At 51.2% G+C, this 22,233-nt stretch carries 15 protein-coding genes; 5 read left to right on the forward strand and 10 right to left on the reverse strand.

The genetic code is table 11. From position 1 onward, the window contains the following. Positions 1-179: 179 nt before the first annotated feature. On the forward strand, positions 180-425 hold the full coding sequence (locus E5342_RS00190; RefSeq protein ID WP_121734776.1) for a DUF6722 family protein: 246 nt from the start codon (positions 180-182) through the stop codon (positions 423-425). Positions 426-661: 236 nt separating this feature from the next. Here E5342_RS00190 and E5342_RS00195 read toward each other — a convergent pair whose 3' ends face one another. From E5342_RS00195 to E5342_RS00205, 3 genes are read right to left on the reverse strand one after another with little or no spacing between them, the layout of a single operon-like run. Then, entirely contained in the window at positions 662-2,380 is a 1,719-nt protein-coding gene (locus E5342_RS00195) for a DNA primase (protein WP_135958549.1), read from the reverse strand. Next, the gene (locus E5342_RS00200; protein ID WP_121734774.1) at positions 2,374-3,837 is read right to left on the reverse strand and encodes a replicative DNA helicase; all 1,464 of its coding nucleotides are present in this window, start codon (positions 3,835-3,837) and stop codon (positions 2,374-2,376) included. The genes E5342_RS00195 and E5342_RS00200 overlap by 7 nt, the downstream gene beginning before the upstream one ends. An 11-nt stretch (positions 3,838-3,848) precedes the next feature. Then, complete coding sequence (locus tag E5342_RS00205; RefSeq protein ID WP_121734773.1) at positions 3,849-4,253, reverse strand: hypothetical protein; 405 nt, start codon at positions 4,251-4,253, stop codon at positions 3,849-3,851. A gap of 622 nt (positions 4,254-4,875) precedes the next feature. Between E5342_RS00205 and E5342_RS00210 the strand changes: the two genes are divergently transcribed. Then, a complete protein-coding gene (locus tag E5342_RS00210; protein ID WP_135958550.1) occupies positions 4,876-7,365 on the forward strand; it encodes an alpha-L-arabinofuranosidase C-terminal domain-containing protein in 2,490 nt (829 codons plus the stop codon). 119 nt (positions 7,366-7,484) lie between these two features. On the opposite strand, the gene E5342_RS00215 is transcribed toward E5342_RS00210, so the two are convergent. From E5342_RS00215 to E5342_RS00240, 6 genes are all read right to left on the reverse strand, one after another. Next, on the reverse strand, positions 7,485-9,836 hold the full coding sequence (locus tag E5342_RS00215) for a family 20 glycosylhydrolase (protein WP_135958551.1): 2,352 nt from the start codon (positions 9,834-9,836) through the stop codon (positions 7,485-7,487). A 129-nt stretch (positions 9,837-9,965) separates the two neighbouring features. Further along, entirely contained in the window at positions 9,966-11,246 is a 1,281-nt protein-coding gene (gene glyA / locus E5342_RS00220; protein ID WP_135958552.1) for a serine hydroxymethyltransferase, read from the reverse strand. Between the two features lie 130 nt (positions 11,247-11,376). After that, on the reverse strand, positions 11,377-12,030 hold the full coding sequence (locus E5342_RS00225) for a 3-keto-disaccharide hydrolase (protein WP_121734771.1): 654 nt from the start codon (positions 12,028-12,030) through the stop codon (positions 11,377-11,379). 26 nt (positions 12,031-12,056) lie between these two features. Beyond that, positions 12,057-13,745, reverse strand: a complete 1,689-nt coding sequence (gene ettA, locus E5342_RS00230; RefSeq protein ID WP_121734770.1) for an energy-dependent translational throttle protein EttA — start codon at positions 13,743-13,745, stop codon at positions 12,057-12,059. A gap of 290 nt (positions 13,746-14,035) precedes the next feature. After that, positions 14,036-14,557: a GNAT family N-acetyltransferase gene (locus E5342_RS00235; RefSeq protein WP_135958553.1), complete on the reverse strand. Its 522-nt coding sequence runs from the start codon at positions 14,555-14,557 to the stop codon at positions 14,036-14,038. 43 nt (positions 14,558-14,600) lie between these two features. After that, positions 14,601-16,799: a tetratricopeptide repeat protein gene (locus E5342_RS00240; protein ID WP_121734768.1), complete on the reverse strand. Its 2,199-nt coding sequence runs from the start codon at positions 16,797-16,799 to the stop codon at positions 14,601-14,603. Between the two features lie 86 nt (positions 16,800-16,885). On the opposite strand from E5342_RS00240, the gene lepA reads away from it, so the two are divergent. Further along, a complete protein-coding gene (gene lepA, locus E5342_RS00245) occupies positions 16,886-18,673 on the forward strand; it encodes a translation elongation factor 4 (RefSeq protein ID WP_121734767.1) in 1,788 nt (595 codons plus the stop codon). 95 nt (positions 18,674-18,768) lie between these two features. On the opposite strand, the gene E5342_RS00250 is transcribed toward lepA, so the two are convergent. Continuing rightward, positions 18,769-19,608, reverse strand: coding sequence for a CvfB family protein (locus E5342_RS00250; protein WP_121734766.1), 840 nt, complete (start codon positions 19,606-19,608; stop codon positions 18,769-18,771). 196 nt (positions 19,609-19,804) lie between these two features. On the opposite strand from E5342_RS00250, the gene E5342_RS00255 reads away from it, so the two are divergent. Further along, the gene (locus E5342_RS00255) at positions 19,805-20,608 is read left to right on the forward strand and encodes a polysaccharide biosynthesis/export family protein (protein WP_121734765.1); all 804 of its coding nucleotides are present in this window, start codon (positions 19,805-19,807) and stop codon (positions 20,606-20,608) included. 7 nt (positions 20,609-20,615) lie between these two features. Continuing rightward, the gene (locus tag E5342_RS00260; RefSeq protein WP_135958554.1) at positions 20,616-22,229 is read left to right on the forward strand and encodes a GumC family protein; all 1,614 of its coding nucleotides are present in this window, start codon (positions 20,616-20,618) and stop codon (positions 22,227-22,229) included. The last annotated feature ends 4 nt before the right edge of the window (positions 22,230-22,233 follow it).

Below are 22,233 nucleotides of genomic sequence, written 5' to 3' on the forward strand. Positions count from 1 at the left end.
ATTACGTCGTAAAGGTACGACATGCCGCCGGCGGGATTCCGGCCAACGGGGACGAAGGGGGGCGAGGTCGGGTGAATGGGGGTAAAGAGGTGGATTTTGAGTGAATAACGCTTGGTTTTCTAACGAAATAAGCGTATGTTTGCCCAATCAAAATTCGGTTGACATGAAAAATTTACGGTATGAAAGAGAAAGACAAGCGGCGAGACGTGAGAGGTGAGTCCCGTGAACGGGCGAAGTGCCAGCGTGAGACGTTGGGCAAATATTTTTACGATTTGTCAAAACTGACGTTCACGGCATTGGTGCTGGGTGGAATAGCTATGTTATTCCAATCGGAAAAGATAAAGATAAGTATGATTGGAATGTTCATGGTAGGGATCTTGCTCTCTGTCGGGTTAGCTTTCTGTGGTAATAAAATCTTGAAATAATAAAGAGCTATGAATCCATTGACATTTCTTTTCGGGGTAATGCTATTGATACTTGTGGTGTTTATCGTTTGGATGTACACGCCATCCGGCAAGCGTTGGTTGGATAGCATGAAATAAAAGGGCTATCGTATTTACGGTCCGGACACTACTGTGTTTCGCCCCGGATACTACTGTGTTGGCTTCCCGGCACAATAGTGTCCGGGGCCAAACACGGTAGTGTTTTTTTTGTCTCCCCCCTATATCCCCTCCGGCAGGATACTTTGGCTTTGCAATTCCCGGGCGATGCGGTCGCTCAGGGCGAAGTGTCCCTCGAGCGTGGCTTGTAGGCGCAGGCGCTCTTCGGGTGTCGTCGCCGTGCGGACGGACTCCAAGGCCCGGGCTAGCTTCCGGCGTGCGAAGGACTCGCCGTAGAGGAGCACTTGGAAGCGGGTCTCGCCGGGAAGCTGTTCGTTAGGCACCGGCTCCATGTCCTGCGGCGCGGAGGCCCGGAGGGAGAGGACAAGGGCGGAGAGCCGCTCGTCCGCTATCCCGTCCGGATGCTTGCCCTCGGCGAGGAGGTGGAGCAAGCGTGCGTGCTCCGGGTCCTCCAGGGGAAGCTCGTTGTCCGCCAGTTCGCCGGAGACCCATGCGGGCAGGGAAATCCCGTTTCCGTCGGGGTCGTAGAACATCCGGCCGTGGTGCGTGAGGCAAAAACGCAGTAACGCCCTTTCTCGTGGCAGGGCAGGCGTGAGGCCTGCGGCTTCCTTCTTCGGCATCGGTACCGGTACGTTTTTCGGGCCTGTGGCGACGGAGATTTCCTGCCGCAGTACCTCCGTCGGTATACCCGTCGCCCCGGATAGCTCCCCAAGTCTTCGGTATACGGCCAGCGGGGAAGAGAGGAGGCCGATCTCGCCCAGCGTCCCGTTGATGGCGGCGGTGTCCGTGCGGGGGCGGGAGGCCGCTTGGCGGATGCGGTAGGAGAGGTAATCGAGGGTATCCTCCCGTGCCAGGCGTGCCAGCTCGCCGCTCCCTTTCCGGCGGTACACCTCGTCCGGGTCCATGCCGTCGGGCAGGGGAAGCAGGCTGACGGCGCACCCTGCGGACAGGAGCGTATGGGCGCACCGGACCGTGTTCTGCCGTCCCGCCCGGTCGGGGTCGAGGGAGAGCGTCACCCGCCCGGCCAGCCTCCGTATCGTCCGGACATGCTCCTCGGTGAGCGCCGTGCCGCATAGTCCCACGGCGTACCGTATGCCGGAGGCGTGGAAGGCGAGCACGTCCTTGTATCCCTCGCAAAGCAGGATGCGCCCCTCGGAGCGTATGGCTTTCACCGCCTTGTGCAGGCCGTAGAGGATATGCCCCTTGTGGTAGGCGGGACTGTCGGGGGAGTTGACGTATTTCCGCCCCTTCTCCGACGGGGCAAGGCTCCGTCCGGCGAACCCGGCCACCTGCCCCCCGGTGGTGTGTACCGGGAAGACGAGTCGGCCGAGGAAGGGGCGGAACGCCGGGGGGGCGTCGGGCGGGCAAAGCCCCACGCCGAAGCCGCGGTAGGTCTCTTCCAGCCCTTGGCGATCCGCTTCCGTGCGTGCCGTGCCTACGGGGTGGCCCGGCAATAGGCGGCCGGCGAAAGCCTCGTTCGCCCGCAGCAGCGCTTCCCGCTCGTCCCGCCGGCGGTCACGGGTTCCGGCGGTCTCCTCCACCTCGATGCCGTACCTGCTTGCCAGCAGGCGCACCGCCTCCTCGAAGCCGCATCCCTCCATGTGCCTTATGAGCCGTATCGGGTCCGCCGCCTCGCCGCAGCTGAAGCACTTCCCGATGTTCCTCGCGGGGGAGACGCGGAAGGAGGGATGCCGCTCGTCGTGGAACGGGCACAGCGCCACGAAGTCCTTCCCCGAGCGGTGTAGCGTGAGGTAACCGGAGGCTACCTCGTCGATGCGGGCCGTCTCCCGCACCTTGCGCAGCGTATCGCCCGTCAGCATTCGAAGAGGCCCTTTCCTTTCGTTTTAGGCTCCGCCGCCCGGGTCTTGCGGACGCGCGCCGGCTCGGTGTCGTCCCAGAAGGAGGTCACGCCCTCGTTGTGCATGAAGCGCACGTGTCCCAGCTCGCCTTGGCGGTTCTTGGCCAGCAGGATCGTGCCCCGCCCCCGGGTGGGCAGGTGCGTATCCGGGTCCTCGTGTATGTTCACCACGGCGAGGCGGCTGATGAAGGACACCGTATCGGCGTCCTGCTCGATAGAGCCGGAGTCTCTGAGGTCGGATAGCTGGTGCCTGAAGGAGTAGGCCCCCCTCGTCTCGCAATTGCGGTTCAGCTGGCAGAGCAGCACGATCGGTATCTCCTCGTCCATCGCCGTGATCTTGGCCTTGCGGGTGATGTTCGAGATGGCCTCGTTCGGGGTCTTCCCCTTGTCGTCCCGGTTTACCAGCTGCAAGTAATCGATGATGGCGAGGGAGCATTTCCCTTGCCGCCTCCTGAGGGAGATGTCGCAGCGTATCTCGTCTATCTGGATGTCCGAGCGTTGGTTGATGCATATCGGCAGTTCTTTCAGCTGCCGGCTCGCCTCCTCCAAGGCTCTCATCTCCTCCTCGGTGGCGGTTCCCTTGGTGATCTTCGAAGGCTCCACGCCGGCTATCTGGCCCAGCATCCTGAAGATCAGCTGTTCCCTCGACATCTCCAGGCTGTAGATGCAAACCGGTATCCCTTGCTTGGCGGCGTTCACCGCCATGAAAAGGGCGAAGGCCGTCTTTCCCATGCCCGGGCGGGCGGCGAACACGTGGAGCGAGCCTGCCCGCAACCCTCCCATAAGCCTGTCCAGTCCCCCCAGCCCGGTGTGTATGCCCGCCGTACCGCCCCGGGCTACCCGCTCGCGAATCTCCCGTACCCGTGCCATGGCCTCGGCGGTGGCGGTAGGCATGTCCGGTATCTCGTGGGTGAGGGAGAGTTGCTCGCCCAGCTCGTCGGCCACCGTTCCCAGTTCCGATATCAGCTTTTGCGTATCTCGGTCGTCGGCCGCCGCCTTATGCGCCAGCTCGTGGCACCTCAGGATAAGCCGCCTTGCCACGAAAGCCTCCCTTACGTGCCGGCAATGCTGCCGGACGAACTCTCCGCCTACCTCCATGTAGCCGTCTTGCCGGGCCAGCTCGAAGAGGTCGGGCAGTTGCCCGGCCCTCTCCGGCGAGAGCCTCCGTATCTCTTTCTCCACCGAGAGTATATCCGTTCCTTCCCCCTTCCCGTGCAGGTTGAGGTAGGCCTCTATGGCCAGGGCGATATCCGGGTGGGTGAACATCTCGGGCGTTATCCTGAAGGCGATCTCGGGAAGGCTCTTGCGTGAGGCCAGCAGCCCGAAGAGCAGGGCTTTCTCCGCTTTCCGCTCTTCGGGCAGCGTGAGGCTGGCGGGAAGTCCGGCGGGGGCGGATGTTTTTGATTGTTGGTGTTTCATGTCGGTTCGTGTTATTCTTGGTTGTCAGGTTCGGCATGATCGCCTTTGAAGAGGAAGTCTTGGTAGCCGACGATCTCCACCGCCAGCCCCCTGGGGAGTTTCCTCTTGACGACGACGTTCTTCTGTACGAGGAAGTCCAGCCCCTTCCGGATGGCGTAGACGCTGCAGCCGAGCCTGTTGGCAAGCTCCGGTATCTTTACGATACACTGTCCCTTGTGGATCGTGAACTGCATGCCTTGCCACTGGTGCTGGTACGCGCTGTATGCCGCCCTGCTGTACAGGTATAGCATGATTCCGGTGGCTACGGAGTTCTTGGGGCCCTTGTTGTAGTCTCTTAGCAACAGGTCAAGGAAGATTTTCGGATAGCGGATGTATCCTTTTCTACGGATCTCATCCGGCGTGAAAAATTTACTCATGGTATGATATGGTTATGCCCGTGAGAGGGCGTGTTTGTACTCATGTTTGGACTCGCACTGATTCTCGCACTTACTTTCGCATCGATAAAGAATTGATTTGTTTGCGTTTGGCTCAAAACCGTCACTGTTTTTCGCACTGATATTCGCACGGCTATATATATAAATATAAATTCTCTTATAAAGAGATAATGAATAGGCAACGTTTCGTTGCCGCTTTTCTTTTGGATTCATTTTACTTCGAATGTTTTTTCACAATGGACGTAAATCGTAACGGAAGGGATGTCCCACTCTTTTTTATGTAGATTGTGATGGTTTATTAATTGAAAAATGTTTCTGCGAAGATCGGCATAATATTTGATAAATGCAACTTATTTTCCGCTTGAAATAATATGTTTATAAATATGTTTTTTTATTCTTTTTATTGGAAATAAATCGCTAAATTTAGGAAGGGGTAATGTGCCGTATGACGAACGCTATTTTAAGTGATTATCAATGCTAATATTTAGGGTATTATCCCTTTCTGTTTTTTGAATGGTTGCGAGAATATTTCGGTTGGCGTGATCATCCTTACGATTTTTTGATTAAATTTGTACTCATCATACATAAAGATGAGTATTCGAAGATGCGTTGGAGGAAATATATAGGTTTTGATGTTGTTCGTTTATTGGTTGGCGCTATTGCCGGGATGGGCTTGTCCTCTTGCCGGCCGGAGATGCCGGTGCTCTCCGCGATAACCGTGGAGGTGGATGGCCTGGCGGTTCCCGTGAACCCGGATCTGTATGGCTTGACCATGGAGGAGATCAACCACGGGATCGATGGGGGGCTGTACGCGGAGCTGATCCGGAACCGGAGCTTCGAGGATGGCGTACCGCCGTTGAACTGCCCTTACGACGCCGCCCGGAACGTCTTGATTACCCCGAATGGCTGGGCGATCCCTTTCATGCGGGAGGATTCCGTGCCGGGATGGAGGCGGGTTGCCGCCAACACGCGGATATACCCGGATATGAAGGAGCTGGTGAATGATAAGAACCGGCGGTCGTTGCTCGTGGACGTGGCGGCTTCCGGCGAGCCGGGGCGCGGAGGCGTGATAGCCGAGGGATACCGGGGGATACCGATCCGCAAGGGGGAACGATACGATCTCTCGTTTTTCGCCAAGGGGGCGAATGCGCAGCCCCGTACCATCCGGGTGGCCTTGGAGGACTCGATGGCTGATAAGGTCTTGAGCGACGTGTTTCAGGTAGCGCCGCTGTACGAGTGGAAACGATACAGGCATACGTTTACGGCTACGGAGGACGCGCCGAACGCTGTCTTGACGATCACGGCGGATACCGCCGCCGTGTTCTGGCTGGATGTGGTATCCCTCTTCCCAAAGGATACGTGGAAGGGACGGAAGAACGGGCTGCGGCCGGACTTGGCGGCGCTGGTCGATTCCTTGGCCCCTCGTTTTGTCCGTTTCCCCGGAGGCAGTTTCGCGGAGGGGTATACGGCGGGCACGTATCCTGTCTGGAGGGAGACGCTGGGCGATATCTCGGAGCGTAGGCATTTCTGGAACGTATGGGCCTATGGCACGACGAACGGCATGGGCTACCACGAGTACTTGCAAATGTGCGAGGATATGGGGGCGGAGCCTATCTACGTTATCAATAGCGGGATCACGAGCCAAAGTCGCCGGCCCCGCTACGAGGATATCACGGCGATGGATAAGCTCACGGGAGACGCCTTGGACGCTATCGCCTACGCGAACGCCCCGGCGGGCTCCCACCTGGGTGCCCTGCGTGCGAGGAACGGGCATCCGGAACCTTTCAACCTGAAGTATGTAGAGATCGGCAGCGAGAACTATGGCGGGGAGTATTCCAGGCGCTTCGAGCTTTTCCGCGAGGCGATCAAGGAGGCCTATCCGGAGATTACCGTTATCAGCAGTTCGCCCCTCGCGAAGCGGGGCCGTGGCGAGTGGGTGGATTCCCATTATTACGCCGGGGAGCATTTCTTCCTCTCGAACTCCGGCCGGTTTGATAGCGACCGGTATTCCCGGCGTCTGCCGGCGGTGTTTATCGGGGAGTTCGGGACGACGGAGCGGCCCTTGGCCGGTACGCTCCGGGCGGCGGTGGCCGAGGCCTGTTTCTTGGTCGGGGCGGAGGAGAACCCGGATATGGTACGCCGCTTGGCGTATGCCCCCGTATTGGGCAACGCCGGGTTCGAGAACCAGCGCCATCCGTTGATCTCCTTCAACACCCATCAGGCGGTGGTCTCTCCTTCCTATCATTTATTAAAGATGTTTGCCCGCCACCGGGGGGACGAGGTGCTGAAGACGATCGTGGATACCTACGAGAAGCCGCAAGCGCGTACGGGCCGGGCGGGTGTCGAGATGTTCGACAATAGCTATGAGTTCGAGGACGTGCGGATCGACGGCGTGCCCGTATCGGATATCTCCGTGGCGAGCGGGGGATGGAGGGTCCCGCAGGCTGGTACGTTGGTGCCGGAGGCCAACCGGTGGAATCGGGTATTGTTCGGCGATTCTACGAGCTACGCCTATGAATATACGGCTACCGTCCGGCGTACGAAAGGTAGCGGGCAGATACAGCTTCGCCTCCGCGACAACGGGCGGACGGACGAGCAGGCGGATTATATCGCCCTGACGATCGGGGCGGGAACGAGCGAGCTGTACCATCAGGTAGGCGACGTGAGGGATAGCTTGGTCTCTCCCGTGCGGTTCCCTTTTGAGAGTAACCGGTGGTATACGGTTCGCATGACGTGCGAGTACGAGCGCGTCCGTTGCTATGTGGACGGCGTATTGCTGCATGAGGTGGATATGCGTCCGATCCCGTCGTTGGTATCCGTGGCTACCGTCGACAAGGAGAACCGGATGATTTACCTGAAGGTCGTGAATACGACCCGCCACGAGGAGAAGACCTCTTTGCGTATCGAGGGGGTGAATATCCTGGGCGAGGCGGAGCTGATCCAATTGAGGGGGGAACCGGAGGCTCGTAATACGTTCGAGAACCCGGATGCCGTAGTGCCTGTCACCGAGCCTGTCGTATTCCCGGTAAGCGGCCCGCTTATCTATAATTTCCCGCCTAATTCCGTGACGATCTTGAGACTAAGGATCGAATAAAAAAAACACTACCGTGTTCGCGACTAAACAGAGTAGTGTTTAGGATGGAATACGGTAGTGTCTGGAATGGAACAGTAGTGTCCATGATAAGGCACTACTGTGTTTAATCTATATCAGGATCAATGGCTCAGCATATCGGCCGTGATCGGGGTGAATTTCTCGGCATCCGATTTACGGAGTTTTACGCTGCCGTCGTTCCAGTTGGATGGCCAGCCTCCGATGATGTGCCCGAGGAATACCAGCTTGATCTCGTGCAAGCCCTTTGCCAAGGCGGCGGAGGTGTCATGACGGGAGAAGCGTTTTACCTCGCCACCGTTGTTGACCATCAATTTGCCGTCGATCCATACCTCCTCCAGATCGGAAGAGATGTAATAAACGCCATCCTCGGGGATGTCTACGTAGCCGGTAGCGATGGCGGCGTATTGCTTCACGCCTCGCATGGACTCGGGGGCGGGCACTTGGTTGGTCAGCTCACGGGTCGTCTTGATGGCCTGTTTCTTACCGGTCTTCTGAGCGGCCTCCAGATCCTTTACGCTCAGGTACATGCCATCGAATACCTCCATATTGAGGCCCGGGGTCGTCTTGGCTACCTCCTTGGCGGGAGCCGGCGCTTGTTTCTCCACGAGGATCGTGCGAGGCTTACCCATCTTGCCGGAAGGCAACAGGGAAGCGATCTTCACGGTCGTAGTCTCGGTGATGTCGAAAGGAGCCGTATATACGGTAGATTCCGGGGTAGGTTCGGTACCATCCAGCGTGTAGACCATCTTCATCGGGCGGTTCGTGGTGAATGTCAGGGTAGCCTTGTCCGTGAAAGCCACGAAGTCGCAAGAACCGTTCGGCTGCTCGGGCTGCGGGATGTAGTAGTTGATACCGTGTCCGTCCAGGCGGACCTGAGCGTTGTCCAGACGGCGTTCGAAGTCCTTGTAATCCTTCCGGTCCAGCGGGCTCCAAGCGATCTCGGAGAGGGCTAGGATACGAGGATAGATACGGTACTCCATGATGTCCGTGTTATAAAGGTACTCGCTCCATACGTTGCATTGCACGCCCTTGATGAAATGCCCTTTGCCGGCGGCCGCCAGCGTGTCGGGCACGGGGTTGTACTTGTAGACCCGCTCCGCCGTGGTCAGTCCTCCGATAGATACCGGGCTGATCTTGTAGTCGCCTTGGAACTGGTCGATATACATGCCCTCGCTGCTGGGGGTCATGATTACCTCGTGGTTCATGCTAGCGGCGGCGATACCGCCTTCCTCACCTCGCCAAGACATTACCGTGGCCGATGGAGCCAGACCTCCCTCGAGGATCTCGTCCCATCCGATCATCTTCTTGCCGTGCTTGTTTACGACCTTCTCCATGCGTTGCACGAAATAGCTCTGCAATTTCTCCTCGGCCGTATGCTCCTTGTCGCCTTTCAAGCCTTCCTTGCGGATACGGGCCTGGCAAAGCGGGCATTTCTCCCAGCTCGTCTTCGGGCACTCATCGCCTCCGATATGGAAATACTCGCCCGGGAATAGGGGGGCTACCTCGGCGATCACGTCCTCGAAGAACTGGAAGGGCTCTTCCTTGCCGGCGCATAATACGATGTCTTCCACGCCCCAGATGATACGGGGAGTACCCTGCTTACCCTCGCAAGACAGCTCCGGATAGGCGGCGATAGCGGCCATCTCGTGTCCCGGAAGCTCTATCTCGGGAACGATCGTGATGAAACGATCCGCCGCGTATCGAACGATATCCTTCACCTCCTCTTGGGTATAGAAGCCTCCGTACTCGGTGCCCTCGCCATCGATGCGCTTAGAGCCGATCCCGGTCAGTTTCGGGTACTTCTTGATCTCGATACGCCATCCTTGGTCGTCGGTCAGGTGCCAATGCATGCGGTTGATCTTGAACAAGGCCAATACGTCCAGCTGCTTCTTGATATTCTCTACCGGGATGAAATGGCGGCAGGGGTCGAGCATGATACCGCGGTAGCCGAATCGAGGCTCGTCCTTGATAGATACGGCCGGAGCGGTCCATGCGATACCTTTCACGGCGGAAGGGCTTTCGATCTCGGCGGGCAGCAATTGCAGGAACGATTGCATACCGTAGAAAAGACCTTGAGGGGTCTTGGCCTTGATACGGACGCCGCTGTCGGCTACGTCGAGCGTGTATCCCTCGTCGTTTACGTCCAGAGCACCGTCGATAACCAACGAGATACCGTCGGAGGTCTCTTTGTCGGCGGTAGCTATCTGGTAGCCTGTCGCCGTGTTCATTTTAGCCGCGAAGAACTCGGCTACGGTTTTCGCCTCCGGGGTGGAAGCGTAGATCCTCGTGTTTTTGTTTAGCTTGAAGTTTCCCTCGTTCTGCGTAAGGCTGACCGGTGTCGGGATGATGTTGATACCTTGGTTGTAAGCTTTCGCTTCACCGGGAGCATCATCACACGAGGCCATCAGGCCCAGCACGGCGCCGGCGCAGATTGTAGCAAGGAGCTTTTTCATAGAATTAAAAATTGAAAGTTGAAAATTGAATATTGTTTAGATGTTTTTGAGAGTTTAAAAAGAGAATTGAGAGTTGAAGATAAGATGCCGTTTGGCATCCTTTTCGATTCTCAATTCTCAATTTCCTATTTACCACGCGAAGATAGGATATTCCTTCATGATACCGTTCACCTTCTCGCGAACGGCGCCGATGGTCTTATCGCATTCGGGAGCGGCCAATACGGTGTCGATCAGTTCCACGATCTCGCCCATAAGCGGCTCTTTAGCGCCACGGGTCGTGATAGCGGGCGTACCCACACGGATACCGGAGGTCTGGAAGGCCGAGCGGCTGTCGAACGGAACCATGTTCTTGTTCACCGTGATGTCGGCGGCTACCAAGGCTTTCTCGGCCACCTTGCCGGTCAGGTCGGGGAACTTCGTGCGCAGGTCGATCAGCATGCTGTGGTTGTCCGTACCGCCGGAGATGATCTTGTACCCTTTGTCCGTGAAGGCCTTGGCCATAGCGGCGGCGTTCGCTTTCACCTGTGCTTGGTACGTCTTGTATTCCGGCTCCAAAGCCTCTCCGAAGGCTACGGCCTTGGCCGCAATCACATGCTCCAGCGGACCGCCCTGGATACCCGGGAATACGGCGGAGTCCAACAACTGAGACATCTTCTTGATCTCGCCTTTCGGTGTCTTCTTTCCCCAAGGGTTCTCGAAATCCTTACCCAGCAGGATGATACCGCCGCGAGGACCCCGCAGGGTCTTATGCGTCGTAGACGTTACGATGTGAGCGTACTCCAGCGGGTTGTTCAACAAACCGGCGGCGATCAGGCCTGCCGGGTGAGCCATATCGATCATCAATAAGGCGCCTACCTTGTCGGCAATCTCGCGCATACGTTTGTAATCCCAGTCACGGGAATAAGCGGAACCGCCGCCAACGATCAATTTCGGTTTCTTGCGAAGGGCTACTTCCTCCATCTGGTCGTAGTCCACCCGTCCGGTATCTTCCTTTACATTATATTCGGTAGCGTGATAGAGAACGCCGGAGCTATTTACGGGTGAACCGTGGGACAGGTGTCCGCCATGCGACAGGTTCAACCCGAGGAACGTGTCGCCCGGATTCAATACGGCGAAGAATACGGCTGCGTTGGCCTGCGCCCCGGAGTGAGGCTGCACGTTGGCCCATTCGGCGTTGAATAGCTTTTTCAACCGTTCGATAGCGATCGTCTCGCTTTGGTCTACTACCTCGCAACCCCCATAATAACGCTTGCCGGGATATCCCTCGGCGTATTTGTTGGTCAGACAGCTTCCCATGGCCTGCATGACCTGGTCGCTGACAAAGTTCTCGGAAGCGATCAACTCAATGCCTTTCAATTGGCGTTGGTGCTCCTTCTCGATAATGTCAAAAATGATGTTGTCTCTTTTCATTACCTCTTAAATTGGTTATTGCAATGATATGTTCCTCATTGAAAAGGAATCCTCGCGAAAGTACTATATTATTTAATACTATTTAAAAGATTCCGTTTAATTATTACGGATGCGCCGGAAGCGGTTCCGCTTACCACTTGGTGAGGGTTACGTTTCTGAACTCAACCTCCTTACCCTCGCTCTGTAGCCCGATATGGCCTTCCTTCACCTTGTTGGTTCCGGTGTTCTGGTATACGCCGTTGATGTAAACGGTGATGACGCCGTCTTTCACGAAGATGTTCGCCTCGTTCCACTCTCCGGCGGGTTTCTCGCTAGACGGGTTCACGTTCTTTACGACAGGGAAGAAGGGACGTTCCTCTCCCGGGCGTTGCTGGTACTCGACAAGGTCGGAGCCTCCCAGCAATACGAACAATCCGGCCCTCCCGGCTTGCAGGTTGCATTCGATACTGTTCGGGAAGGGATTCTGGAAATCTACGATGTGTAAGAAGATACCGCTGTTGGCGTTGGAATCCCCATTCGGCCAACGCCATTCCACGTGCAATTTATAGTCGCTGTATTTCTCCTTGGTGTACATATAGCCGAAAGGCTGGCCGGTGATGAAGATCTTACCGTCGCGTACGGAATAGACCTGATCGGCGGGGACGGAGTTTTTGTCGACTACGAAATTCCAGTTAGACAGGTCTTTCCCGTTGAACAGTTTCTTGGTCTTCTGCGCGTTCGCCCCATTGGGGAGACAGAAGAGGGAAGCGGCTAATACAGCCAAAGATAGCATTCTTTTTTTCATGGCATTAAACTCTATTTATAGTATGATTAATCAACGATTAGTTTGCGATAGCGTACCCGTTTCGGCTCGGCGTCGCCCAAGGTCTTACGTTTGTATTCCTCGTACTCGGAATAGGTCCCTTCGTAGAAGACCACGTTGGAATCGCCCTCGAACGACAGGATATGCGTACAGATACGGTCCAAGAACCAACGGTCGTGAGAGACGACTACGGCGCAACCGGCGAAGTTCTCCAGGCCCTCCTCCAAGGCACGCAGCGTGTTCACGTCGATATCGTTGGTAGGCTCGTCGAGCAGCAATACGTTGGCGTCCGCTTTCAGCGTCAGCGCCAGATGCAGGCGGTTACGCTCTCCTCCGGAGAGTACGCCGCATAGCTTCTCTTGATCCGCTCCCGCGAAATTGAATTTAGACAGGTAAGCGCGTGCGTTCACCTCCTTGCCGCCCATACGGATGAATTCTTGTCCGCCGGATACGACTTGGTAAACGGTCTTTTTCGGGTCTATATCCTTATGGGTCTGGTCGGCGTAACCTACTTGTACGGTCTCGCCCACCTCGAAGGTCCCCTTGTCGATGCTTTCCATGCCCATGATCATCTTAAATAAGGTAGTCTTACCGGCACCGTTTGGCCCGATGACTCCCACGATACCGTTCGGGGGAAGCATGAAGTTCAAATCATCGAACAGCAGCTTATCGCCGAACGCCTTCGCCACGTGCTGTGCCTCGATCACCTTATTGCCCAAGCGAGGGCCGTTCGGGATGAAGATCTCCAGCTTAGCCTCACGCTCCTTCTGGTCCTCGTTCAAGAGGGCCTCGTACGAGTTCAGGCGAGCCTTGCCTTTGGCATGACGTGCCTTCGGCGCCATATTGATCCATTCCAGCTCGCGCTCCAAGGTCTTACGACGCTTGCTGGCTTGCTTCTCTTCCTGAGCCATACGCTTCGTTTTCTGGTCTAGCCAAGAGGAGTAATTGCCTTTCCAAGGGATGCCCTCGCCACGATCCAGCTCAAGGATCCATCCGGCCACGTGGTCTAGGAAGTAACGGTCGTGCGTGATGCAGATAACGGTACCGGCATATTGTTGCAGGTGTTGCTCCAGCCAGTCGATCGACTCGGCGTCCAAGTGGTTGGTCGGCTCATCCAACAGCAATACGTCCGGCTGCTGGAGCAGCAATCGGCAAAGGGCCACCCGGCGACGCTCGCCTCCGGACAACGTATCCACCACCTGATCCTCCGGCGGACAACGCAAAGCGTCCATGGCACGTTCCAGGCGGCTGTCGAGGTTCCATGCGTCCGTAGCGTCGATCTTGTCCTGCAACTCCGCCTGGCGGTTGATCAAGGCATCCATCTTATCCGGGTCTTCCAGCACCTCCGGATCGCCGAATCGCTCGTTCACCTCCTCATATTCCTTCAAGGTGTCCACGATCTCCTGCACGCCTTCCTGCACGATCTCCTTCACGGTCTTGCCCGGCTCCAACTTAGGGTCCTGCTCCAGATACCCTACGGAATACCCGGGGGAGAAGACCACCTCTCCCTGATAATCCTTATCGATACCGGCGATAATCTTCAGCAACGTAGATTTACCGGAACCATTCAATCCGATGATTCCGATCTTCGCCCCATAGAAAAAGGACAGATATATATTCTTTAAAACCTGTTTTTGAGGCGGAAAGATCTTGTTCACGCCTACCATCGAGAAAATAATCTTCTTATCGTCTGCCATATAATTTTTTTTGTGTGTTAATTGATTCCTTAACTTAAAATAATGGTGTACAAATCTACGTAAATATCTTTTATTTTACAAATTGACAAAGATCATAGGCAGGGCAACCGCTATCAAAAGAAAGTCGTATCCTTAAATCGTAGTTTTAGGCAGACGATGAACAGCCAAAAGATGACAGAAAAGCGTTTGTAACCTAAGTTGTACCCCCTAAGGCTTTGGCATGATGATAAAAAATGAATTTCAAGGATATTGGGGGAGTAGGCTCATAACCCTTTCTTTCCGCTTGATAACTATAACTTATTCACGCAGAATACTAAATGAAGCATATCAATATTGCGATAATGTTTTATGAAATTCGCGATTTCCCTCATATCGTTTCTTAATGCTACTTTTTGAGAGGGGATATTTGTGTCCCGTATGATGGAGTACACTTTGTCGAAGCTAAGAATATTGAAGGCGTATTCCTTACAAGCTATGGCGGCCTCGGTAGCATAACCTTTATGCCAGTATTCCGCCCTAAGCAAATAACCGATCTCCGGAACCTGTTGACCGTTGAATTCTTGATAGGTGAGACCACATTGGCCGATAAGCTCTCCGCTGCCTTTCTCTATCATCCCCCATAAGCCAAAACCATCGTTTTGATACCTCCTTAATTGCTTGTCAAGCCATTCTTGTACCTCTTTTTTACTGAACGCTCCCTCGTAGGCGTACATTACGATCGGATCTTGTAAAAGCTTACAGATATCATCAAAATCATCTTGTTTTAATTCCCTTAATAGGAGTCGTTTTGTCTCTAGTATCATCTCTTTCATGCGATATTTCTTTTTATCTTCTCAAATTGTTGGATGGCTGGATTTAGAATATATTGCTCAAGGAGTACCGGAGTTGATCCATCATCAACGGCACTTCCGCCTCCTCGATTCCCGCTACAAGAAGATCGGGGATATCTTGATTGAACTGCTCTTGGAACTTCGAGAAATCACCGGACTCTTTCTCCACGGCTTTTTTATAAAAAGCAAGCGCTCCCTTGATATTCTGCAATGCCCATTCCGTATGTCCCGCATTCAAGAAATCTTGGGTGTTGGGTTGATTATCCATGATCTTTTTGTAATAATTACGGGCCTGATCGTATTTACCGGTCAAGAAAGAACACCAAGCGATCGGACGCCAAGCCTTCGTGCTTTTATTGTCCAGATAATCTACCTTGAAATAATATTTCAGCGCCTCATTGTAGTCCTTGAGTTCAAGGTGGCAGTGGCCGATACATATTTGGATCGATAAATCATTCGGATTGAAAGCCTCGTAACGATGATAGTATTTCAACGCTTCTTCCGGTTGCTTTAAGGTACGGTAACAACCGGCGATCCGGCGAATAACCCATTTACTGTCCGGATTGATAAGATCAGCATGTAAATAAGCCTCCAAAGCGCCTTGTATATCGCCATTCATTTGTTTGCAATAACCGATTTTCTGGAATAAGATGTCACTTTCTTGATTTGCGTTGGATAAACGATTGTAGATCGTGAGCGCATCGAGGAAGTAATTCTTCCGGAGGTAATACTCCGCGATAGTTGTCAGACTTTCCTCGTCACTGACGTAAGGCTGCAAAATTGGCAGGTTATGAAAGTCTAGCGCAGATGTAAATATGTCATCAAAATCCAGATGTCCCGGATAAAGTTTGAAGAAACGATACAAATCCTGTATGTATTGTCTGGATATGATTTCCAGTTTTCCCCGTTTACTTATCAATTCCTCCTTGGTTTGCTGAATCATCTCGGAGGCTTGACTACCAAACTGTCCCATCATCATTTGACGGGCTTGATCCGGCAATTGCATCATGCTGAAATATAAGGAATATTTATCGGAATTACACATGAATGCCGCAAGAGTCATGGAATCTAGCATATCCTTTTCCGTTTGATTCTTGCTCAACTGATTGCCGAAAGCGGAATGCTCGGTCGTGAATGGCATGAACCAGTTACCCAGTTCCCGGAAAAAGGGGAAATGCTTTAGGTGCACGAAAGTAGAGTGCATTACGTCCGCTCCTTCTTGTTGTAGTTCGCTGAACTCCTCCATCTTCTTCCCTAGGGAACTGTTCGATAACATATTTTTCCACTCAGGATTCATCTCGTTTCCGAGATTTTCTGGAGTGATATCCTTCAAGTTTATCTTTTGACTGATTTTGGGGCCTAGCTTGATCATCTCCGGAATGATCTCGTCTTGTAGCTTACGGGTGATCTTCTCCGTCTCACGGGCTAGGATAAAACGGAGGGTAATCGTGCGGATCGCTTTCGTGAAATTAGGGAATCCCTCAGATAAAGCCGCTAGCCGATCCGCTATCTGCGGATATAACGCCGTACGTTTTCTATAGGTATAGAGCGTCAGGAGAATCCCGATCAACGCACGGTAACGAATCTCGTCTTCTTGGAGATTGGCCGCATCAAATAATAATAGCAGTTTCTCCTTATCGAAAGCGGCTTGCAACCCCAGCATTAATGCCGATACGATTTGGCTACCGATGATAAAAGGCAACTCTTGGTCGTTCAATAGGCTTCTGATAGAGGCTGTTTCTTCCTTGTTGAGCGGATTCGAGGTCCAGATCTTATTGAATAATAGGATCGTGGCAGATTCGATTTGCTGCTGCTCCGTAATGGTTCCGGTCGGAGTCTCTATCTTCGCCAGAGAAGCGTTTCTCAAAATCTCGTGGAGCTGGCCATAGTTAGTAAGCTCCTTTTGCATCATTCGTCTACGACTATAATAGGAGAGAGGCGAATCTACTGATAAGGCCTTGTGCTTCACTATATCCGCGAACTCATAGCTGGATGCGATCAAGTTGTTGTATATTTGGTCTTGCATCGGATCTTTAGCCCCCTCGATCCGGTATCGCAACATATATTTATAAGTATCTTGTAGCTCGTTCAACCTGTCTTGGAATGAGTACTCACGTATTCCCGCTATTAGACTTTGGAGAAAATCGAACGCGTTCTTTAGCTCTTTTTCGTCTAATGAACCGATAATTCGGTTGTATGCTTTATTTATTTCTTGTATTGTCATATACTATTAACAACAAATGGTATGCCAAAAGTATAGTATTTAGGCTAAATTTCCTATCTTCGCGTACCTAAAAATAAATTTAGCAGATGAAGAATATCCGCAATTTCTGTATTATTGCTCATATTGACCATGGGAAAAGTACCTTGGCAGACCGTTTGCTTGAGTATACCAAGACAGTAGAAGGTAAAGACATGCAAGCTCAAGTCCTTGATGATATGGATTTGGAGCGTGAGCGTGGTATTACGATCAAGAGCCATGCGATCCAGATGAAGTATAATTATAAGGGTGAAGAATATATACTGAACCTGATCGATACTCCGGGGCACGTGGACTTCTCGTATGAGGTTTCCCGCTCTATCGCCGCTTGCGAGGGTGCGTTGTTGATCGTGGACGCGGCCCAAGGTATTCAGGCGCAAACCATCTCTAACCTGTATATGGCGATAGAGAATGACTTAGAGATTATTCCGGTGATGAACAAGATTGACCTGCCTAGCGCCATGCCGGAGGAGGTCGAGGACCAGATCGTGGAACTGTTAGGCTGTCCTCGTGAGGATATCTTACGGGCGAGCGGAAAGACAGGTGAGGGAGTGACTGAGATCTTGAATACGATCGTGGAGAAGGTCCCAGCTCCGAAAGGTGACCCGGAGGCTCCGTTGCAGTGCCTGATTTTTGACTCCGTATTTAATCCGTTCCGTGGCATTATCGCTTACTTCAAGGTGGTAAACGGCGTGATCCGTAAAGGTGACCATGTGAAGTTTGTCGCTACGGGAAAAGAGTATGACGCCGACGAGGTTGGTATATTGAAATTAGATATGTGCCCCCGTGAGGAGATCCGGACGGGAGACGTAGGATATATCATTTCCGGCATCAAGACGTCCCGGGAGGTGCGTGTCGGTGATACAATCACTCATGTGTCTCGCCCGGCTAAAGACGCGATCGCCGGTTTTGAGGAGGTGAAGCCGATGGTCTTCGCCGGTGTCTATCCGATCGATAGCGAGGATTTCGAGAATCTTCGTGCGTCATTGGAGAAATTGCAGTTGAACGACGCTTCCTTGACTTTCCAGCCGGAGAGTTCCGCCGCGCTGGGGTTTGGGTTCCGTTGCGGTTTCTTGGGCTTGTTGCATATGGAGATTGTTCAGGAGCGTTTGGATCGTGAGTTCAATATGGATGTGATAACCACTGTACCGAACGTTTCTTATATCGTGCATACAAAGAAAGGGGAGGAGATCGAGGTGCATAATCCGGGAGGCTTGCCGGACCCGACCTTGATTGATCATATAGACGAACCGTTTATCCGTGCTTCCGTGATCACGAACACTACTTATATCGGTCCGATCATGACTCTTTGTTTGGGTAAGCGTGGCGTCCTGCTTAAGCAAGAATATATTTCTGGTGATCGCGTCGAGATTCATTATGACTTGCCGTTGGGCGAGATCGTAATTGATTTCTATGATAAGTTGAAGAGTATTTCAAAAGGGTATGCTTCTTTCGATTACCATTTGCATGATTTCCGTCCGAGCAAATTAGTTAAATTAGATATCCTGTTGAACGGTGAGCCGGTAGACGCCTTGTCTACATTGACACACGTGGATAATAGCGTTACTTTCGGACGTCGTATGTGTGAGAAGCTGAAAGAGTTGATCCCCCGCCAGCAATTCGATATCGCTATCCAAGCGGCGATAGGCGCTAAGATCATCGCTCGTGAGACGATCAAGGCTGTCCGTAAAGACGTGACGGCGAAATGTTATGGAGGCGATATCTCCCGTAAGCGTAAATTGCTGGAAAAACAGAAAGAGGGAAAGAAACGAATGAAGCAGATCGGTACGGTAGAAGTTCCGCAAAAAGCGTTCTTGGCCGTATTGAAGCTGGATTAGAAAGTCAAAGGAATCCATTCACTAACTCAATGGATTTATAAAGAAAAGTCAATGGATTCTGTAACAGATTCCATTGACTTTTTTATATAAATGGGTCACTTCTTATTCACGAGCCGTATCCCGCCATCTTCCAGCATGATAAGATGTTGCTTATAGAGTGCCCCGATCGCTTGTTTGAAAGCTTTCTTGCTACAGCGGAATAAGGAATAGATCACGTCCGGATCGCTCTTGTCGTGTACCGGGATGTATCCCCCCTGTGTTTTCATTGCTTCCAGAATGACGCCAGCGATCCCTTCTACCTTTTGGTAGCCTTGCGGCGTTAGGCTCACGTCTATCTTGTCATCCTCACGTATCTCTTTTATATAGCCTTTCAGGTGCTCGCCCTTCTCAAGACGCTGGAATACCTCATTATAATAGATCAATCCCCAATGCTGGTTATTGATGATCACTTTATAGCCAAGATCCGTCTCATCGGCTACCAATAACCGAACCTCTTGATTCTGCTCGTAATCGATAGGGATATTGTTCAAGAACTTCTCGATACGTGCGGATGCCATGATACGTCCTGTCACATGATCCAACCGGACATAGACCAAGTACCATTTCCCCTCTCTCATCGGCATTTTCTGCTCCTTGAAAGGAACGAGCAAATCTTTCATGATTCCCCATTCCAAAAATGCGCCGGCATTATTCACGTCTTTTACTTCCATGAACTGGAACTCCCCGACCGTTGCCAGAGGACGTGCGGTAGTAGCGATCAACCTCCCTTCGTTATCATGATAAATAAACACCTCGATCTCATCCCCGGGCTTCACGTCTTTAGGTACGTAACGATTCGGCAACAATATCTCCACCCCGTTACCGCCATCCAAATAAACCCCGAAGTCCAGGTCTTTCACTATTTTCAGCGTGTTATATTTTCCTATCTCAACCATATATTTTTGTTTTGTCACAAACTTACGCAATAATCATGAAAAAAGCGGTAAAACAACTATAATTTTGATTTGGCATGCAGCAATATCTAGACAATTGCATCGTTATAGAAGTATCTTTATACTTGTGGTCCTTTTGAGACCTCATGTTCAAACTAAAAAACGTATATTTGTACCTTATTTGAAGAAAACAAAGATTATGAGAGTAAAATTAGTATCAGTAGTGGCATGCTTTGTCTTATTGTTAGGGGCTTGTTCTGTTCCTAAAGATGTCGCTTATTTCCAAGGAGTGGATGCCTTAACCCCCGAACAGGTAAGTAAGATGAATCAAGCTTATACCTCGAAGATTTGCCCTGATGACTTGCTTACGATAACCGTTACGGCATGGGATCCGACTGTTGTTACTCCCTTTAATCCCCCTGTATATGCCTATGCGACTCAAGGTGAGACTACGACGGTTTCTTCTGGCCAATTAAGGACGTATTTGGTTGATCGGGATGGTGACATAAATTTCCCTGTTTTGGGAAAGATCTGCGTGGTGGGATTGACCAAGCAACAACTCAGTGATAAAATGCAAGAAATGATCTCCCCTTATGTGAAAGATGCCTTGGTTAATGTACAGATTGTAAATTATAAGGTCACGATGATGGGTGAGGTCTCTCGGCCCGGTGCGATTTCCGTGAAAAATGATCGTCTTTCAATTTTAGATGCTATAGGCCAAGTCGGTGATTTGACAATTAACGCGAACCGTAAGAACATCTTGGTTATACGAGACAATAATGGGGAGAAGGAGTTCGCTCGTTTGGATATTACTGAGCCGGATATATTTACTTCCCCCTATTATTATCTTCAACAAAATGATGTTGTTTATGTAGAACCGAATAATGCGAAGAAGAGAAACGCCCGTTACAGTCAGGCCCAACAATATAGTATAACCGTGTTCTCCTCAATCTTGAGCGCTGTATCTGTGATAACGACTGTTATATTGGCTATTACTAAATAATAATTAGATGATGGAAGTGAAAGACAACGAAACAATCGGACTTAAAAGTATTATCGTAAGATATCTATTGCATTGGAAATTATTTTTAGGGGTATTCTTGTTTTCTATAATACCTGCGGTTTTATATCTGATTTATTACCCTCGTACATATGAGATGATGGCCCGTATCCAAATACAGGAAGATAAAGACCTTGGAGGAGGTGGCTTTGGATTAGGAGAGGCCGCCGGATTGATGAAATCTTTTGGGCTGGGATCTGTTTCTGGTGGTGTCGTTAATATAGATGATGAACTAATGACATTGACTTCTAATAAAATGCTTCGGGATATGGTTCTGAAATTAGGCGTGAATGTGGATTATTGTGAACCATTTTCTTTGGGCTATCGTTTATATGATGAATCTCCTTTAAAGATGGTTGCCGATTCTGCTACAAACGCCCGTTTGGCTGAAGCTGTGGAGTTCTCGGTTTCCGTAAAAAATGGAAAGGCAGAGGTTTCTGCGGAGTCTGTTAATATGAAAAAGAAATATTTTAGTTTCCCATCATTGCCTGCTTCCATTGAGTTACCGATGGGAAACTTCACATTGGACTTTGCGCCGGAAAAAAAAAATATCACCTCTGTAAAGCTCGATATCACATATAATCCTGCGGGTTGGGTCGCAGAGGATTTGGAAAAAGAATTTTTAATAGAAGAAAGCTCCAAGACCTCAAACGTAATAGAGTTGAGTTGCACTGATTACGAAAAGAATCGGGGTACAGATATGCTAGATACATTAATTGCGATCTATAACAAGGAAGCTGAGGCGTATAAAAAAGGAGAGGCTCGTAAATCTTTGGTTTTCTTAGATGGGAGGATTGAGAATATTGTAGCGGAACTTGCCGCTGTCGAAAGTCAGATTGAAGAATATAAAAGTAAGAACCGATTGATGGATATTGAACATGATGTTCAATTCTATGTAGAGCAAATGAAAGAACTACAAACAAAGTTGATAGAATTGGAGGCTCAATCCAATATCATCAATATGATGGATGAATTCGTGAAGGATCCTACGAATAAATATAATTTGGTTCCTGTCTTATTGTCTGCTCAAGAAGGAGAGAAAGGAAGTGCGTTAACTAGCTATAATGAAGTTTTGTTAGAACGTGCCCGGGTAATTCAGAATTCTAGTATCAATAACCCCTTGGTTGGAACTTTGACTGAGCAAGCTGATAAATTACGAGGTAGTGTTATAAAAACCATTGGTAACGCTCAAAAAGGTATGCAGTTATCAATAAAGGATGTAAAAGCGAAAGAACAAGAAATATATAAAAAGATGAATGATTATCCAGTTGCGGAAAGACAGTTTATAGAGTTGAAACGTAGGCAGGAAATTATTCAAGGCGTTTATTTGATATTGCTTCAGAAGCGAGAGGAGACCGCTCTTATCTTAGGTCAGACAAGAGATAAGGCTCGGGTGATTGATCCTGCCTATGTGAAGAGTAAGCCTGTAGGCCCTCGTAAGTTATTTGCGCTTATAGGAATGCTGGTACTAACATTGGTGATACCTATATCTTATTTATTTGTAAGAAAGCAATCGTCTCTTCTTATCCAAGAATATAAAAAGCAAAGTAAAGGTTCTAAGTAGTATC

The organism is Parabacteroides distasonis (genome assembly GCF_004793765.1).
Classification (GTDB): Bacteria; Bacteroidota; Bacteroidia; order Bacteroidales; family Tannerellaceae; genus Parabacteroides; species Parabacteroides distasonis_A.

What these genes read in the sequence shown, in the direction of transcription:
- E5342_RS00215 (WP_135958551.1), bottom strand. Translation starts at nt 9,836, where the DNA reads ATGAAAAAGCTCCTTGCTACAATCTGCGCCGGCGCCGTGCTGGGCCTG.
- E5342_RS00260 (WP_135958554.1), top strand. Translation starts at nt 20,616, where the DNA reads ATGATGGAAGTGAAAGACAACGAAACAATCGGACTTAAAAGTATTATC.
- lepA (WP_121734767.1), top strand. Translation starts at nt 16,886, where the DNA reads ATGAAGAATATCCGCAATTTCTGTATTATTGCTCATATTGACCATGGG.
- E5342_RS00255 (WP_121734765.1), top strand. Translation starts at nt 19,805, where the DNA reads ATGAGAGTAAAATTAGTATCAGTAGTGGCATGCTTTGTCTTATTGTTA.
- E5342_RS00200 (WP_121734774.1), bottom strand. Translation starts at nt 3,837, where the DNA reads ATGAAACACCAACAATCAAAAACATCCGCCCCCGCCGGACTTCCCGCC.
- ettA (WP_121734770.1), bottom strand. Translation starts at nt 13,745, where the DNA reads ATGGCAGACGATAAGAAGATTATTTTCTCGATGGTAGGCGTGAACAAG.
- E5342_RS00210 (WP_135958550.1), top strand. Translation starts at nt 4,876, where the DNA reads ATGCGTTGGAGGAAATATATAGGTTTTGATGTTGTTCGTTTATTGGTT.
- E5342_RS00205 (WP_121734773.1), bottom strand. Translation starts at nt 4,253, where the DNA reads ATGAGTAAATTTTTCACGCCGGATGAGATCCGTAGAAAAGGATACATC.
- E5342_RS00190 (WP_121734776.1), top strand. Translation starts at nt 180, where the DNA reads ATGAAAGAGAAAGACAAGCGGCGAGACGTGAGAGGTGAGTCCCGTGAA.
- E5342_RS00250 (WP_121734766.1), bottom strand. Translation starts at nt 19,608, where the DNA reads ATGGTTGAGATAGGAAAATATAACACGCTGAAAATAGTGAAAGACCTG.
- E5342_RS00195 (WP_135958549.1), bottom strand. Translation starts at nt 2,380, where the DNA reads ATGCTGACGGGCGATACGCTGCGCAAGGTGCGGGAGACGGCCCGCATC.
- E5342_RS00225 (WP_121734771.1), bottom strand. Translation starts at nt 12,030, where the DNA reads ATGAAAAAAAGAATGCTATCTTTGGCTGTATTAGCCGCTTCCCTCTTC.
- E5342_RS00235 (WP_135958553.1), bottom strand. Translation starts at nt 14,557, where the DNA reads ATGAAAGAGATGATACTAGAGACAAAACGACTCCTATTAAGGGAATTA.
- E5342_RS00240 (WP_121734768.1), bottom strand. Translation starts at nt 16,799, where the DNA reads ATGACAATACAAGAAATAAATAAAGCATACAACCGAATTATCGGTTCA.
- glyA (WP_135958552.1), bottom strand. Translation starts at nt 11,246, where the DNA reads ATGAAAAGAGACAACATCATTTTTGACATTATCGAGAAGGAGCACCAA.